The following is a 15,649-nucleotide window of genomic DNA, read 5'->3' on the forward strand; positions in this document are numbered from 1 at the left end:
TTGAGCTGAACCGGTTCGACTTCGAGTTGCCCATATCGGTGGGCCTCAATAGGCTGCACGAGCATCATCGTCCGACGAAGGATAAGTGGTCTCGATCAGCATCGACATGTTCTACGGAATGTTCGCCTCGTACGCGCGCCGGCACGGCGTCGAGGCCGCAGAAGAATCGATGTCAGGTGTACTGGACGCGGGCGTACTCGCCCAGCTCCGCGATCGGTTCGAAGCGGATAAGAAGAAAGTGGTGACGGGCGGACCGGTCATCATCGCCGCGGGCAAGGCGGACTGGTACCCGGGCCCCACCCCGGACGACAAGTTCTGGAGCGGTCTGTACGAGCAGTTCCGCTCGGAAGGCTGGAACGACGACCGCCTGATGAGCGTCAACAGCTCGTCGGACAAGGTCGTCGCTCACACAGAACGACCCGACAAGGCCGGCTGGGGTACCCGCGGTCTCGTGGTGGGCTACGTGCAGAGCGGCAAGACGACGAACTTCCTCGCCACGGCGGCGAAGATGGCCGATCTCGAGTACGGGCTCATCATCGTCCTCTCCGGTATCCACAACGCCCTCCGCAAGCAGACGCAGATGCGCTTGGAGGAAGCGCTCGCGCGGGTTCCGGCGAAGGACTGGTTCCGACTGACCGAGCTCGACCGCGACTTCCGACTCCCTCCGTTCGACGCTGCTGCGCTCCTCTCCGGGAACAAGACCGGAGTCGCGGTGGTGAAGAAGAACGCCTCCGTCCTGAGGAAGCTGAAGAAGTGGCTCGAGACGGACGGGGCCCGGACGGCGCTCCGGGAGCGCCCGATGCTCGTGATCGACGACGAGGCGGACCAGGCGTCCGTTGAGACGTCGACCATCAATCCGCTCATCACGGATCTGCTCGGCCTCGCCGCCAAGTCGACCTACATCGGCTACACCGCGACTCCCTTCGCCAATGTCTTCATCAACCCTTACGACAAGAGCAATCTGTACCCGCGGGACTTCATCCTCAGCCTGCCAAGGCCTGACGGCTACTTCGGACCCGAGAAGATCTTCGGTCGTGACACGGTGACGTCCGACCTGGCATCGACCGATCAGCCCGAAGACGGATACGACATGGTGCGGATCGTGCCGGACGACGACGTCGCGAAACTGCGGCCCGGCACCAAGGACGCCGCGACCTTCGTACCGGAGGTGACCGCCGAGTTCGCCGACGCGCTCGACTGGTTCTGGCTGGCGACGGCTGCCCGTCGAGCACGCGGCGACCGCGGCCACAGCTCGATGCTGGTGCACACCACGGTCAAGACGTCGGTGCACGAGGCCTTCAAACCGGTCATCGAGCAGTACCGGGGCGCCACAGCGCTCGGTCTCGCCACTGAAGGGTCCGGGACGGAGGATCGACTGCGCGCACTCTGGGCGACGGAGAGCACGCGAGTGCCCCTCGAGGATCCTACGAAGTCCGTCTCGACGTTCGACGAGATCCTCCCGTTCCTGCGATTGAGCGTCGACGAGTCCCGGGTCGTCCTCGACAACTTCCGCAGCACCGACCGCCTCGACTACAACTCCCGGCCCTCGCAGGTCGTCATCGCCGTCGGTGGAAACACTCTCTCGCGCGGCCTGACCCTTGAAGGACTGGTCGTCAGCTTCTTCATTCGAGCCGCCAGCGCGTACGACACTCTGATGCAGATGGGGCGCTGGTTCGGCTACCGGACCGGCTACGAGGACCTGCCCCGGATCTGGATGACGGCGGAGCTGCAGGACAACTTCCGCCATCTCTCCCGGGTCGAGTACGAGATGCGCGACGACATCGACCGATTCCAGCGGGAGGACATCACGCCGGAACAGGCCGCTGTCCGTATCAGTACGCACCCGGCGCTGCGGATCACCGCGAAGATGGGAGCCGCCTCCCCTCGATTCGTGTCGTTCGAGGGGCGGCGCTTCCAGACGCGGTACTTCCGGAACCACGACCGGACGTGGCTGCAGAACAACCTCGACGCCGCGACCGCACTCCTCGACGCATGCGGACGATCGGAACGACCTCTGGAGACCGGAGCGACAGGAGCGCGACTCTACCGTCACGTTCCGGTGGATCTGGTTCAGAGGTTCCTGTCGGACTACTCGGTGCACACGGAGTCGAAGGACGTCGATCCCGACCTCATGCGGCAGTACATCGAGAAGTGCACCACTGCTGAAGAGAAGAGCCTCGAGACGTGGTCCGTCGCGATCGTCGAGAGCCCGGAGGGTGAGCCCGTCCAGGTCGGGGATCTCGACGTGCACATGGTCACGCGCGGCCGGGTGAACGGGAAGGAGAGCTTCGAGGGGGCCGACATCAAGACCCTGATGAGCAAGGAGGACCGTGTCGCCGATCTCGGTCTGTCCCGTCAGGACGCGCGCAAGGCCAGTGAGGAGGACCTGATCAGGCTCAGAGACCTCGATCCCGTCGCCCGCGCGGAGGGTCTGCTCGTCCTCTATTTCATCGCTCCGAAGGGTGGGGCGCTGGGCGGCAGGGACGGACTCCGCCTGTCCATGGACGCCGAGGTCGTCCCGGTCGGTATCGGCGTCGTCTTCCCGGGCCAGCGTTCCCCTGAGCTCGTCGTCGCGGCGACGAAGGTCTCGGTCGATCTGTCGAACATGGAGATCGAGGAGCCCGACGATCGCGCCGAAGGCGTCGATGAGGACACCGAAGCGGAAACGACGGCGTGAGTCCGACGGGAACGACCGCCGGCGCCTGGGCGGTCCTCGTCCGTCCCTCGGGGAATCGGCTCGAATCCTTCCCGATGAAGGACGTGGGTCCGAGAAGTGTCCGTCTCGGTGTGGACGGTGAGGGTCGACGTCACCTCTTCGTCCCTCTCGTCATCGCACCTCCGTCGCTCCCGGGGGACGGGGACGCCGTTCGTTTCGCCGTTCGCCACCTGGCCTTCGGCGTCGACAGCGGAAGCGTCCTGGACGTCGCGTGCGGCGACTCCTCCGTGCACGCGGAGTTCGACCTCCTCATCGAGGACGTCATCGCGAGCGTCGACGACCCGCGGTCAGCGGGCGCGGCGGCTCTCGAAGCGATCGACCGATGGCGGCGTCTTCTCGCCCTGGAGCGAGGGAAGCGGTTGTCGTTCATCGAGCAGATGGGGATCGCGGCGGAGTTCGCCGTTCTCGATCGGGCTCTGAGCATCGACGCGACCGTCGCGGACGCCTGGCGTGGGCCCTTCCGAGAACCGCACGACTTCGAGTTCCCCTCCGGCTGCGTCGAGGTCAAGGCCGTGGCGGACTCGGACTCCATCGAAGTCCACGGCCTCCGACAGTTGGCGAGGCACGACGGGCGAAGCCTGCACCTCCTTCTGATCGAGGTGTTCGAAGCGGAGGACGGTGCCACCGTCCTCGAGACCGCGGCGCGACTCCGCGAGGTTCACGACGTCGATCTCGACCGACCGCTCGCTCTACTCGGCTTGTCGACCGCGGTCGACGGTCCTCCACTGACTCGATTTCGGACGGGCTCCGTCATCGTGCTCGATGTCGAAGACACGACACCCCGACTCGTCCCCTTGCCCGGTAGTGCCGAGGAGGACTACTCCGACGTGAGTTATCGACTGCGGACCGCAGCGCTTCTTCCCTTCGCCTCGGCACGCGGTGTCGACGAACTCCTGCAGGAGGTCCTACATGCCTGAATGGTGGTCCCAGCGCTTCGCGCCGGAAGGCTCGGCAGCGGCCGACGGCATCAAGAAGCAACTCGGTCAGCCCAGACTCGATCCCCTCACCGTCCTGGCGAGAGAAGCCGCTCAGAACAGTTGGGACGCTCGGGCCGGGCTCGAGGTCCGGTTCTCCATCGACATCTCCCGCCTCGGTGATCGTGCCGCTGTGTGGCAGGAGAACTTCGAGTCGAAACTTCCGACGGAGAGCGGACTCTTCGAGAAGACCGAATGGACCCCCGACACTCTCGTCATGACGGTCAGCGATCGAGGGACCGTGGGACTCGGTGGTCCCGCGCGCGCTGATGCACGCGTCGAGGAGGACGAGCGCCCCGACTTCGTCCAGTTCCTCCGCAACGTGGGCGAGCCACGGAACCAGTCGCTGGGGGGCGGGACCTACGGTTTCGGCAAGGGCATCTACTACTCGGTCAGTCGGGCGAGCGCCATCCTGGTCGACACCCACGCGGTCGATCGCAAGGCCGGCCGGCGAGTCATGGGCGCAGCGATGACGCACAAGTGGATGGACGGGAACGACGTCTACACGGGCCGTCACTGGTGGGGCGACCTGGTGGACGGCGTGCCCGACCCGGTGACGGGGTTCGAAGCGGCGGACCTGTCTGCGCGACTGGGGCTGCCGGGATTCACCGAGGGCGAGCACGGGACGGACGTCGTCATCATCGACCCCGACCTGGGGATGTTCGACTCGGAACGACCGAGGACCGTCGATGAAGCGATCGCCTTCCTCCGTTCCTCCATGGTCTGGCACCTCTGGCCGAAGACGGTCCCCGCGCCGGAAGGAGTCCTCCTCCTCTCCACGAGTGTCGACGGGAAGCAGGAAGCGGTCCCTTCGGCCGATCGGATTCCGACGGTCGCACCCTTCGCGATGGCCCTCGAGAAGGCCCGTCGACTCGACGGCCACCGTTACACCCGCCAGCGAGCGCCGTTCGACGTGGGAACGATGGCACTGCAGCTGTCCCCGGCCGTTCCCTCCGAGGACGACGAGTTCGACGCGGCATGTCCGATCAGTGGGCCACGCCGTCACATCGCACGGATGCGCAGGGTCGAACTCGTCGTCGACTACTTCATCGGCGAAGAGCACCCCGACCCTCGATTCGGCTACTCCGGTGTCTTCATCGGGTCCGGAGAGGCCGACGACGTCTTCGGTCGTGCCGAACCTCCGACTCATGACGCGTGGGTACCGGCCGGACTGCGCGGCACCGACCTCGGCGTCGTCAACAATTTGGGCGCATTCCTCCGGGGGGCGATCCAGAAGGAGACGGGACCGAAGAAGACGTTGAAGTCCTCCACAGAGACGGCGGGCCTCGGTCGACTGGCCGCCCGTCTCGGCTCCGTCACTCGCAGTTTCTCGGGGACGGGTGCCGGGTCCGACGGTCCCGTCGCGGACAAGCGCTCGGGAGGCGGCGGGGGCGGCGGCTCTCGGCGTCGGCGCGCGACGAAGCCGCGCATCGTCGAAGGTCCGAGTGTCGTGGTCGAGGACGGAATCGCTGTCCTACGCGCGTTGGTCGAGGTCCCCCCGTCGGAGGACGAGCAGACCGTGGTCGCCTCGGCGCAGGTCGTCCTAGACGGCGGTGGCCTCGAAGAGGACCCGCCCGAGGGCGCCGCAGCGCCCGACTTCGTCTGGCGTCGGCAGGAGGACGACGCCTCCGTCGTTCAGGGATCCGTATTGTCGCCGCAGACCGATGCGGCGGATCGGTGGTGGCTCTCCGTGACGATCGTCGACGACGCCGCCCTGCGTCTCACTGTGGATTGGAAGAGCTGACATGGCGGACGCACTCGCGCCCTATCGCACACCCTCACCCGCGACGATCAGCTGGTCGGCGCCGGATCTCCTCGACGGGGACGCGTGGGTTCCTCTCCGGGACGAGATCGAGGGGTGGGACCCCTCGATCGACCTGGTGATCCGCGGCTCCGTCGAGATCGACCCTCGCGCCGTCGAGACGGAGACCGGTCTGACGCTGCGCGAGATGGCGCTCGCCGTCTCCTGGTCCTGTTCGTCCAGTAGGTTCCGCGCGGCCGCTCCCCGGATCCCACTCGCGGACGCCGGAGTCACCGACTTCACGGTCACGATGCCGGGAGCCCGCCTCGACGGGAAGGTCGAGATCACCACCGCCGTCGTCGCTCTGCCGAATGCGGACGTCGGAGCCGGGACGGCCCGACGTCGCGGCTCCGTGCTGGCCGAGCGCCGGTACACGGTGGCACTCGAAGGCACCATCGGCATGTTCCCCGTCGAGGTCGTCGACTTCGTCAAGACGCGACTTCCGAACGCCGCCAGTTGGCACCTCGAGACGTCTCAGGAGCTGGACCAGGCCTTCCTCGCGGGCTTCCGGCTGCAGATCAACGAGCGCGATGCGGAACTCACGAAGGCCATCGGATCCAGGAGGCCCACCGACCGCGAGAAGATGCTGCTCGACGGCCTCGAGGAAGGCGTTCTCGGACTGCTGCTGGAGTCCGCCTCGATGCTTCAGCACGACCTGATGGAGAACGACTGGGAGGAGGAGACAGTCGGTCACGTGCTCCGCTCACTCCTCACCCGGGCGGACGACCTCGGATCCGTCCCCGTCGTCCCCTCCGAGCTGGCGATGTGGCGGGCGGCGATCATGTCGAAAGTGCGCACGCTCGGCGTCGGAAGGCAGCTCTCGTGATCATCTGGCCGAGGCTGAGCAGGGCGATCGCGGCAGGGGAATGGGACCGGGTCAAGAACGACGGGTCCGCGAGCGGGCGGCAGTTGATCCGCGACGCCCACTGGCGCGCGATCGGGAACCGCGCCGACGAGCAGGAGTTCGAGACCCTTCGGGAGCGGGTCACCGCTCTCGCGGAGAGCCACGGATTCCCGGACTCCGCCGGCGACGACCTCGGGCGTTTCGACCGTGAGGCCGCGTTCGTGGTCCGCGAGCTGATCGACGTGCCGTTCGCCGAAGCGGCGACCGGGGACGTCTGGTCCTTCGTCTCGTTCGCGGTGCTGCCAGACGTCACCGAATGGCGGTTCGGGCACCGCAACAAAGAACGATGGATCGGAAGCGACCTGACCCGTCACACCTGGGCTCGCCTGTGGTGGCAGGGCGAAGCGTTCCGACTGGAGCCCGAACTGCTCGGACCCCTGTCGGAGAGCGACCTCAACCAACTGTTCGAGCGGCGGTCGATCGGCGGTGACAGCGCCCTGGTGCGCGCGCTCGCGCGTTCCTTCGTCACCGTCACCGGTGATCGGCGGGCGATCGTCCGGGACGCGACGAAGAGGATTCGCCGACTCCTCGCCTTCGTCCAGACGCCCGCCCTCGACGAGGACGAGATCCGTGCCCTCGCGGACGAGGTCGTCGAGCAGTCGACAATGCAGGTGACGGGCGGCCAGAACACATCGTCCGACGCCGGAAGCACCATCGGCGCCTCCGTCTCCGTCGTCCCCGAGGAACAGGTTCCCGAGCGTGCCCTCGGGCTCGTCGAATCGGAGTACATCGCCTACGTCCGTCCCGCCGCCCTCTCCGCCACGCAGCTGCTCGAAGAGTCCGCGCTCGAAGGCGTGGTCGAAGCGGCGATCGCTGCGGAGGGACCCGTCCTGCAGTCGCGCCTCCGCCGCCTGATCGCGGGCACTGTGGAGGACGAGTCCATCCTCGGATCGGCGGACGCGGCGATGAACGGAGCGATCGCCTCACTGCTCGACTCCCACCGCATCGAAGCCGACGACTTCGAGATCCCCCTCCTCGGGTCCCAACGCACGCTGCGCATCGCGGGAACGCCGGCCCCCCGCATCCGTCCGTTGGGGGTCCGACGCCTCCTGGAGGTGCCTCTGCAAGAGGTACTCGCGGTGTCGCGACTAGCGCCTTCGCAGACTCCGGCCGGCCGCATGGATCACCTGGTCGACTTCTACGGGCTCGTCGACATCGATGTCCTCGACCGGATGATCCTTCTTCAGGTGTCCAAAATAGATGACTAAAGCTGCAAACCTTCGACAACCTCATGAACCCGACTACCTAACACACCAGAGCTTTTCATCTGGTTATAGTTGAGAGTGCGTTGGTTATGCAGTACGTCGTGCTCTTCGTCAAAAACATGAACCAATACCTATCCAGCTAGAACCTTCTAAAACCGCATACGGCCAAGCACCTAAGCTTTGCCCGACGGTTGAGAACGGGTTGCGCTCACCAGCCCGGCCAAAGGGCTTTTCCGACGCCGCTTATCGCCGAAGTGCTTGCCGGCGCTTGGCCATTCGCGGCGTTATTCCCGTCGACGACAATAGCGCAGCTCTAATTTTAGCGATCTCTAAGACAATCCAAGCAGGAAGCTCGTCGTGCTCTCGGTGGGATAAAAGAGCGTCCGTCGTCCGAAGGTCTTCGCAAAGGCGAAGTCGATCGAGTATCAGGCCAGCAGACCATCGAAGAGTTCCCCAAATTTTTGCATCGGGCGGAATTGCATACGGGATACTGAGCGCAATACCAGGAGGCTTACCGAATTTGATCCAAGCCATCCACTTTTCCGGCTTCACATCGCTAGGCTTTCGCTCATACGTCGCCTGGACCGTGCATTGCACAAGCCACACTGGGAAAGCAGGCGCTCCGTCGGAGAAGGGTTTCCAGCCCACCACATCGATGCCCCCGTCTTTATCGGAGCTATCGATATCCCCACTCGTATTTCCCTCCGAAAGACCCAACTCCTTCGCAAGCCACGTGACTGCCGCATCCAACCTTTCCGGTCTGCCATCGTCACTTGGCCAACCGAAACGAACAGCGCGAGCCCTGTCTCCAAGATTACTTATTAGGGCTTCACGAGTGATCAATTCGAATGCCGGATTGATTTCGTTATACCTGTTTTCAAGCCTGAAGGGTGCGGAACGGAGTGACAATATCAATAGAAGTTGGTAAACCCGGCCATCGATTTCGCTGTCGACAGCTATGGATTCGTCAACCTCGCGGTATGGGTAAAGAGACTCACACAATATTGAGCGCCGCCGGATCTCAGAGAACAGCTGGTCCATTTCTGCAGCGTCCGGGGATTGCCCCGCTGGAAATTTTTGCATGATGGACGATCGCGAAATGCTCTCAAGGCCGTTGAGCAACAGGTGAAATTCGATCCACTCGGCGAGCTCGAATGCGGAGAAGTTAGCTGGCGGGTCTAAGGTGATCTCCGTCATTCCTTTGCCCCAATTGCACGCAAAGCGATGTCGATTCGACCCAATTCCTCTGAATGCAACTCGCGTAGAGCCTGACTGCTGTGTGGAATAGCCGCCTCCAGATTTGAAGCTGCCTTATTAATTGATTCAGCAAACTTAACAGACCCGTCTAGGAGAGCGCGCTCGGCTTCTACCAACGACGCTCCGGCTTCGAGGGCCTCTAGACCGGCCGAACTCCCCACGACCCGACCCAACCGCGTCAACTGCCTCGAGTCAGAGATTACCCGGCTAGATCTCACCTTCCGGCTTCCCTCGCGAGCCTCACTTCGAGGATCTCCGAAAATCCATGTCACCAAGTTCGACAAGCGTGGTTGAGCACCCTCGGGAAGCGGATATGTCTGTTCTTGAACTTCGCGAGGCGGCAGTGCGCCGATGTACTCGCGCAGGGGAGCACTGGACATCGCACGAGTCCACACACCGAACTCATCTATAATCCTTTCTGTATCTGGCAGTAAGAATATTTCGTTGGCTTGCTCTACGATTGAATAATTTCGGTAGAATGACCGAACTTCCGAGAGATCCCGACCGATCAACTCACCGACTTCAACTGCCGACAATCCTGGATCGCCGTCAATGAGGGAAGCCACATACCTCGCTTGCTGATACGGATCCCACGGCGCTATGCCCGTTACGTGCCGGTACCCAAGTATTGGTGCCACATGCTCTCTTGTTGGGGCGACCAAGACTGGAACCGCTAAGGGTGCCTCAGCGCCAGTCTTCATTTGCTTCCAACGCGGATCGGTCATAACCGCTCGGACGGATGGGTCGGCCAACCCCCTAAGCGCAGCCAAACGCCGATTACCCTCCACAACAATGTAATGACTTCCTAGTGTAGGATCAGGAATCGCAATCAAAGGCTCCGACAGAAAAAACCCATGCCGAGATATCGACTCAGCGACCGAAGCCGCATCGAACTGCTTGTCCAAATATGCATATACATCAAGGTCCGATTGGAAATTGTTCTCAGCCCCGGGTGGAAACCTTGGATTATACCAGTCGGGATGCAGTGACTCTAAAGTGAGCTGCTTCAGCTCTCCCCCCACGGTGTCAACCAAAAGTCCTCCAAGTTTGCCGATTTCGAGCATGGTAGCATTAGCACGTCTTTTTAGTAACCTCCTCACCGGAAGAAGAACTTGAGCGACCTTCATTTGATTTTCAAAGTTGGGATAGCCCGTTTGAACTTTTTCGAGGCGGATGATCGGTAGTGCCGTCTCTTCTTTCATTGTTTTCCGGCGCTGGAGGTCTAGATCTTGGGCTTCATCAAGCTGGCTATAGTCACACAGGCGTGGTGGAGCTGGGGGCCCGGCAACGAGAAACACTACGGCGCAATACCGATTGGCCTTTACTAGGAACGGGCGACGTCATCGAATTCGCGCGGACCGTAACCCCCAAAGCGGTTGGACTCAAGGTAGGCGAGCTGGATCTGCTGGCCGGAGGTCCACCGTGTCAGCCGTTCTCGATGGCGGCGCAATGGGCTGCCGGAGGGCGCCGCGGCATGTTGGACAATCGCGCGGCAACGGTCATTAGTACTCTCGATTTGGTCAGAAAATTTCTACCGCGAGCTGTTTTGTTCGAAAACGTTGTCGGATTCGTCCAAGGCGCCGGTTCTGCTATCGATTTTCTACGAGATGAGCTTGCGCGAATCTCATTGGAAACGGGCGCAAACTACAACCTGGAGTTCAAAATTGTAAACGCCGCGGATTTTGGTGTTCCGCAGAATCGCAGGCGAGCGATCGTCGTAGCTCTACGTGACGGATTTGTTTTCGAGTGGCCAGAATCTTCGAACCCTTTGGCTAAAGTTACGGCCTGGGACGCGCTGTCAAATGTATCAGTAAAAAACAAGCCGATTGGTCGCGGGAAATGGGTTGATCTCCTTCCCTCCATTCCGCCTGGGCACAACTACTTATGGCTAACCGAGCGTGGGGGTGGACCGGAGATCTTTGGATACCGTACGAAATTCTGGAACTTCTTGCTGAAGTTGAGCCCGGATCTACCGTCTTGGACCTTGTCTGCGTCTCCGGGACCTTCTACTGGACCCTTCCACTGGGAAAATCGCCCTCTGTCGATCGAAGAGCAGCTGAAGCTTCAGACTTTTCCGGATGGCTGGTTGGTGTCAGGTAGCTTTCGGGACCAGACTCTTCAAGCAGGAAACGCGACTCCTGTGGCGCTGGCAAGGGTATTCGGAGACGCCATTGCGAGATCGCTTGGATACGAAGCGATTGGAGGGGGTTTGTATCCAGCGCCCCGCGCCGTCGAGGGGCTGAAGCACCATCTAGAGTTGTCTTCTGTTCCGGAGAAGTACTTGCATCTCGTGGGAGGCAAGGCTGCACATGCTGGCAAGGGGAAAGGACCTGGCGCATTGTCGCGAAATCTCAGGCCTTGACTGCAAGGGTTTATCCACTAACTGGGAAGCGATCTAAAAGACATCGCACCCCGCCAGCACCGCCTCCGACGCCGCGCGATCCCGGGCGTCGATCCCGAGCCCGTACTCGCTGAGCACTTCCACGAACTGCTCCACGTACCCGCAGCGCAGCTCCGGGGCCGGCGGCAGCCACTCCCCCGGGCCAGCGTCGCTCTTCGCGCGGTTGGTCTGCTCGGAGGCGGCGACGAGGTTCGCGGGGTCGTTCGCGAAGGCGAGGCGCTGCTGGTCCGTCCACGACCAGGCGCCGTGGTGCCACGCCCAGCCGAGGGCGACGACGTGGTCGATCTGCACCAGGCGGGAGGTGTCGGTCCCGGAGACGAAGGCGACCGAGGCGCCGTCGTAGGGGTCGATCAGGGTGCCGGTGAGGACCTTGCAGTCGCGGGTGCCGGGCTTGAAATTGGGGCCGAGCAGGTCGCGGCCGAGGACGTCGTTGCGGGTATCGCAGCCGTTGCGGTCGACGTCCGACCACGCCTGCCCGAAGAGGTCGCGGTCGTAAGGGACGGCGGCGGGGCCTTCGACCGAGGGGAGAGCGGCCAGCGTCGCGAGGGACGGAGCGGACGGCTCCGTTTCCGGAGCGGACGGCTCGACGTCCGCCGAGGGGCTGCTCGGCGCGGGAGCAGCGGGACTGCTCGACGCCGCAGAAGCACCGGCCGAGGAGGACACCGCCTCCGGTCCGCCTCCTCCCGCCGTGTCCGACAGCGCGACGGCGGCGACGGCGAGCGCCGCAGCTCCCAGCAGAGCGAGGATCGCACCGGCCCGTCGACGAGGGCGCCGGCGCACGGGGAACGTAGGCCAGTGGCGCATGATCGACCCTCCTGCGATGAGACCCGCGATGCGGTCGACGCGACGCGCCTCCTCAGTATGCGGAGTGGCCCGCTCCGGGCTCGACGGTCGGGCGGAGGGTCGGGAACAGGGGGCGGCCGCGCGGAGCGACAGCGTCGACGGCCGGGATCGAGCCTCCCGGAGGCGACCTCGTCGCGCCCGCGCCGGCGACCCGCGCCTGCTTGACTGCTCCCATGGAGATCTTCATCGGAGTGGTCGGCCTGCTCGGCGGGCTGGTCATCGCCGGGCTCGCGGTCGTCGCGGTGGTCATCGGACGGCGGCGGGCGGTGCCGGCGTCGCTGGTCGACGTCGAGGTGCGGCTGACGCACGCCGGGGACGACTGGTGGCGGGTGGGCGCGCGGGTGCGCAACTCCGGCCGCTCGCTCGTGCCGGTGACGAGCTACAGCGACGGGCGGCCGATCTCGGTCGATCTCGGCGGGGCCGTGTCGGCGGAGTGGTACGGGTCGGCTCCCCGGTCGGACGCGTGGCGGATCGATCCGGCGGTCGGGCTCCTCCTCGGACCCGTCGCACTGGAGCGCGGGGCCGACCTGGGGGCGACGATCGTCGTGCGCGGGCGGCCGCAGGTGCGGATCGACGCGCCGCTGCGCTACGTGCCGGTGCGCGAGAACGTGATCGAGTCGCAGACGCCGGACGCCGCTCCGGTCTGGGGCGTGTCCGAGGCCGCGGCCGCTCCGGCAGCAGCGCCGGCGTCGGCTCCCCCCGCGCCGATCCGTCCGCGTCAGCAGCGTCCGATGGACGCCGACCCGTCGCGTCCCGAGCGTGAGAGCGTCCTCCGCGGCGGCTTCGGGGTGTGGGCGGCCATGATCGCGGGGGGCGCCGGAGCCGTCGGCGTCGCGATCGGGATCGCCCTCGAGCTGGCCGGCGTCGAGGCGTCGGGGCTGGGCGGCGCGGGCATCATCCTGATCGCGGCCGGCTTCCTCGGCCTGGTCGGCACCCTCGTGATCCGGCTGCTGCGCCGCTGGCTCGAGCCGCCCGCCCTCTGGCGGACGCCCGCGCAGCGCCTCCGCCGCCCCGGGACGATCACCGTCCTCATCCTGAGCTACGCGGGGCTGGCGCTGTTCTGCACCGAGTTCGCAGCTCAGTCGGTGACGGGCGACACGACCTGGGTGGCCGGTGTCGCCGTGCTGATGCTGATCGCCGCACTGATCGGCATGGGACTCGTCGGGTTCCTCCGCCTGGTCGTCCTGCTCGGCGTGCGCCGCGCCTCCCGGGAGACCCCGTGACCCGAGAGGTCGTCGTCGTCGGAGCCGGCCTGGTCGGAGCGGCGACAGCCCGCGCCCTCACCGAGCGCGGCGATCGCGTGGTGCTCGTCGAGCAGTTCGAGCGGGGCCACGACCGCGGCTCGTCCCACGGCGAGACGCGCATCTTCCGCCGCGGCTACCTCGAGGACGACTAACGCGCCCTCAGCGGACAGGCCGGGCGCGCCTGGGCACGGCTCGAAGCCGAGACCGGCCGCCGCCTGCTGCACCCGGTCGGCGCGATCGACCACGGCGACCCCGCCGTCCTGGCCGCCGTCGAGGCTGTCCTCCTGCGCGACGGGATCCCCGTGGTGCGGATCGAGGCGGACGAGGCGCAACGGCGCTGGCCGGGACTCCGCTTCGAGACCGACGTCCTGCTGCACCCCGAGGGCGGACGCCTCGACGCGGCGGCCGCGATCGACGCGATGCTCGACTCCGCCCTCGGACGCGGCGCCGTCCTCCGGACGCGGACGCGAGTGCTGGGCATCGAGGAGCGCGCCGACGACGTGCGCGTGCTGACCTCGGACGGCGCCCTCAACGCCGACGCGGTCGTCGTGGCCGGCGGATCCTGGACGCCGCCCCTCGTGGAGGGTCTCGTCCGCGCGGCCGGTCGACGCCTCCCTCCGCTGCGCGTCACGCAGGAGCAGCCCGCGCACTTCGCGACGGACCTGCCCCTCGACTCGTGGCCGAGCTTCGCCCACCACCGCCCGGGCCTGCCCGTCGTCTACGGGCTCGCGACGCCCGGAGTCGGGGTGAAGGTGGGCGAGCACAGCACCGGAGTGGTCGTCGATCCGGACGAGCGCACCGTCGAGCCCGAGCCCGGAGCGCTCGCCCGCCTCGTCGGCTACGTCGCGGAGTGGATCCCGGGCGTGGACGCGGCGAGCGCCGCTCCGATCAGCTGCCTCTACGACAGCACGCCCGACGAGGACTTCGTGCTCGACCGCGTGGGCCGCGTGACTCTGGCGACCGGGTTCTCGGGGCACGGCTTCACGTTCGGACCGGTCCTGGGCGAGCTGCTCGCGGACCTCGTCGCCGGCGGAGCGGCGCGGGAGCGGTTCCAGCTGCTGCCGGCGTGAGGGGCGGGTGCGTTCGGAGGAGCGGCTTCCGACCGGGGAGCAGCGGGTGCTCCCGGGAGGCGGACTCCGATCGAGCAGGGGATGCTCAGCGGCCTGCGGGGCCCGTTCCGCGCTGCTCGCGGCCGTCCGGGTCGAGGAGCACGGCGTCGTCCCAGCCGCTCGCCGCGTCCGTCGTACGGGCCTTCGCAGGCGGGCGCCGCGCGACCGCGACGACGATCAGCGCCCCCAGCATCACCAGGGCGGCGGTCTGGAGCGGCGGCGCGACCATCGCGAGCGCCTGCCGCACGTAGAGCTCCGGCGGGACCGTGATCGAGTCGCCCTGGTACTGGTTCGGCAGCAGGAGGACGACGACCGGGAGCGCGAGCACTGCGGCCCAGAGGACGACGGTGACCGCGATGGCGGCGGCCCAGAGCAGGCGGACCCGCGTCATCGGCGGGGAGCCCTCAGCAGCGGGACCACGACCGCCAGGCCGAGCGCGATCAGGCCGACGGTGAGGAACGGTCCGATCGCGTTGTCGCTGAGCACGCGGAGGTACTGCTCGGGCCCGAAGGCGCTCTGCGACGGCGAGTAGTCGTACCAGCTGTGGGAGCTGTTCCAGAGGGCGAGGAGTCCGACGAGGACGCTCACGGCGCCGACGACCGCCAGGGCTCCGGCGATGCGGCGAGTGGAGACAGCGGGGCGGGGGTCGGCGTCGGTCGCGTCGCGACGGTCACCGGAGTCGGGTGCCGCGTCGCCGGGAGCGGAGTCGGGTTCGGTGGGGAGCGGGACGGTCGGCTCGATCGGGAGTGGGACTGTCGGCTCCGCGGGTCGGGGCGCGGTCGGCTCCCTGGGTGTCGGGACGGCCCGCACCGCCGCTCTCGCGCGCTCCGGAGTTGTCCGTCGGCCGGAGACTCGGGAGCCCGTCGGACCGCCGACCGATCGCACGTCCTCGTGCTCGGGAGCGGACGCGCCGCCTCTCCGGCCGGCCGATCGCCCGGTGCCCGCGGCCCCGCCCGACAGGAACGGGGAGCGGAGGCGCTCCTCGCCGCTGCCACGCCGCTCGGCCTCGCGTCCGTCGTAGCCGCGCTGGAAGCCCGCGTGGTAGCGCGGGTCGGTGCCGCCCTCGTCCGTTCCGCCGCTCTCGCGTGGGGAGCCGTCCGCTCCGGTGCTCCGCGCCATGCCGTCCCCCGCTTCGTGCAGTCGGGCCATCATGTCGCACCTCGCCCGTTGCGGGGAGGTGCCGGACGGAGCTCGG

12 protein-coding genes and 1 pseudogene are annotated in these 15,649 nt (G+C 66.1%); 8 read left to right on the top strand and 5 right to left on the bottom strand.

Translation table 11 applies throughout. The features are described from left to right. Positions 1–85: 85 nt before the first annotated feature. Genes C5C74_RS01825 through C5C74_RS01845 form a run of 5 tightly spaced genes read left to right on the top strand, consistent with a single transcriptional unit; the run spans position 86 to position 7,603 of the window. Complete coding sequence (locus C5C74_RS01825) at positions 86–2,677, top strand: Z1 domain-containing protein (protein WP_104350875.1); 2,592 nt, start codon at positions 86–88, stop codon at positions 2,675–2,677. Then, on the top strand, positions 2,674–3,633 hold the full coding sequence (locus C5C74_RS01830; RefSeq protein ID WP_104350876.1) for a PD-(D/E)XK motif protein: 960 nt from the start codon (positions 2,674–2,676) through the stop codon (positions 3,631–3,633). The genes C5C74_RS01825 and C5C74_RS01830 overlap by 4 nt, the downstream gene beginning before the upstream one ends. Continuing rightward, entirely contained in the window at positions 3,596–5,434 is a 1,839-nt protein-coding gene (locus tag C5C74_RS01835) for a hypothetical protein (RefSeq protein ID WP_146082995.1), read from the top strand. The genes C5C74_RS01830 and C5C74_RS01835 overlap by 38 nt, the downstream gene beginning before the upstream one ends. 1 nt (position 5,435) lies before the next feature. Beyond that, positions 5,436–6,317, top strand: a complete 882-nt coding sequence (locus C5C74_RS01840) for a hypothetical protein (RefSeq protein WP_104350878.1) — start codon at positions 5,436–5,438, stop codon at positions 6,315–6,317. Next, a complete protein-coding gene (locus C5C74_RS01845; RefSeq protein ID WP_104350879.1) occupies positions 6,314–7,603 on the top strand; it encodes a hypothetical protein in 1,290 nt (429 codons plus the stop codon). The genes C5C74_RS01840 and C5C74_RS01845 overlap by 4 nt, the downstream gene beginning before the upstream one ends. Before the next feature lie 240 nt (positions 7,604–7,843). On the opposite strand, the gene C5C74_RS17000 is transcribed toward C5C74_RS01845, so the two are convergent. Beyond that, a complete protein-coding gene (locus C5C74_RS17000) occupies positions 7,844–8,797 on the bottom strand; it encodes a hypothetical protein (RefSeq protein WP_146082996.1) in 954 nt (317 codons plus the stop codon). Further along, complete coding sequence (locus C5C74_RS17005; protein ID WP_146082997.1) at positions 8,794–10,059, bottom strand: hypothetical protein; 1,266 nt, start codon at positions 10,057–10,059, stop codon at positions 8,794–8,796. Before C5C74_RS17005 ends, C5C74_RS17000 begins: the two co-directional genes overlap by 4 nt. On the opposite strand from C5C74_RS17005, the gene C5C74_RS01850 reads away from it, so the two are divergent. Continuing rightward, positions 10,041–11,219 (top strand): DNA cytosine methyltransferase, encoded by a 1,179-nt coding sequence (locus C5C74_RS01850; RefSeq protein WP_104350880.1) that lies wholly within the window; start codon positions 10,041–10,043, stop codon positions 11,217–11,219. The two genes, C5C74_RS17005 and C5C74_RS01850, sit on opposite strands and share 19 nt — an antisense overlap. A gap of 33 nt (positions 11,220–11,252) precedes the next feature. Here the strand turns inward: C5C74_RS01850 and C5C74_RS01855 are convergent, their stop codons facing one another. Further along, positions 11,253–12,062 (bottom strand): HNH endonuclease family protein, encoded by an 810-nt coding sequence (locus C5C74_RS01855; protein WP_104350881.1) that lies wholly within the window; start codon positions 12,060–12,062, stop codon positions 11,253–11,255. A gap of 212 nt (positions 12,063–12,274) precedes the next feature. On the opposite strand from C5C74_RS01855, the gene C5C74_RS01860 reads away from it, so the two are divergent. Beyond that, positions 12,275–13,324, top strand: coding sequence for a hypothetical protein (locus C5C74_RS01860; protein ID WP_104266677.1), 1,050 nt, complete (start codon positions 12,275–12,277; stop codon positions 13,322–13,324). Further along, positions 13,321–14,415, top strand: a pseudogene (locus tag C5C74_RS01865) (FAD-dependent oxidoreductase). Before C5C74_RS01860 ends, C5C74_RS01865 begins: the two are co-directional and overlap by 4 nt. Before the next feature lie 85 nt (positions 14,416–14,500). On the opposite strand, the gene C5C74_RS01870 reads toward C5C74_RS01865, so the two are convergent. Both C5C74_RS01870 and C5C74_RS01875 read right to left on the bottom strand, forming a co-directional pair. Beyond that, a complete protein-coding gene (locus C5C74_RS01870; RefSeq protein WP_104224071.1) occupies positions 14,501–14,845 on the bottom strand; it encodes a hypothetical protein in 345 nt (114 codons plus the stop codon). Beyond that, entirely contained in the window at positions 14,842–15,606 is a 765-nt protein-coding gene (locus C5C74_RS01875; RefSeq protein WP_146082998.1) for a hypothetical protein, read from the bottom strand. Before C5C74_RS01875 ends, C5C74_RS01870 begins: the two co-directional genes overlap by 4 nt. Positions 15,607–15,649 lie beyond the last annotated feature (43 nt).

It is taken from the genome of Rathayibacter sp. AY1E8, assembly GCF_002931415.1.
In the GTDB taxonomy this organism is placed as follows: Bacteria; Actinomycetota; Actinomycetes; order Actinomycetales; family Microbacteriaceae; genus Rathayibacter.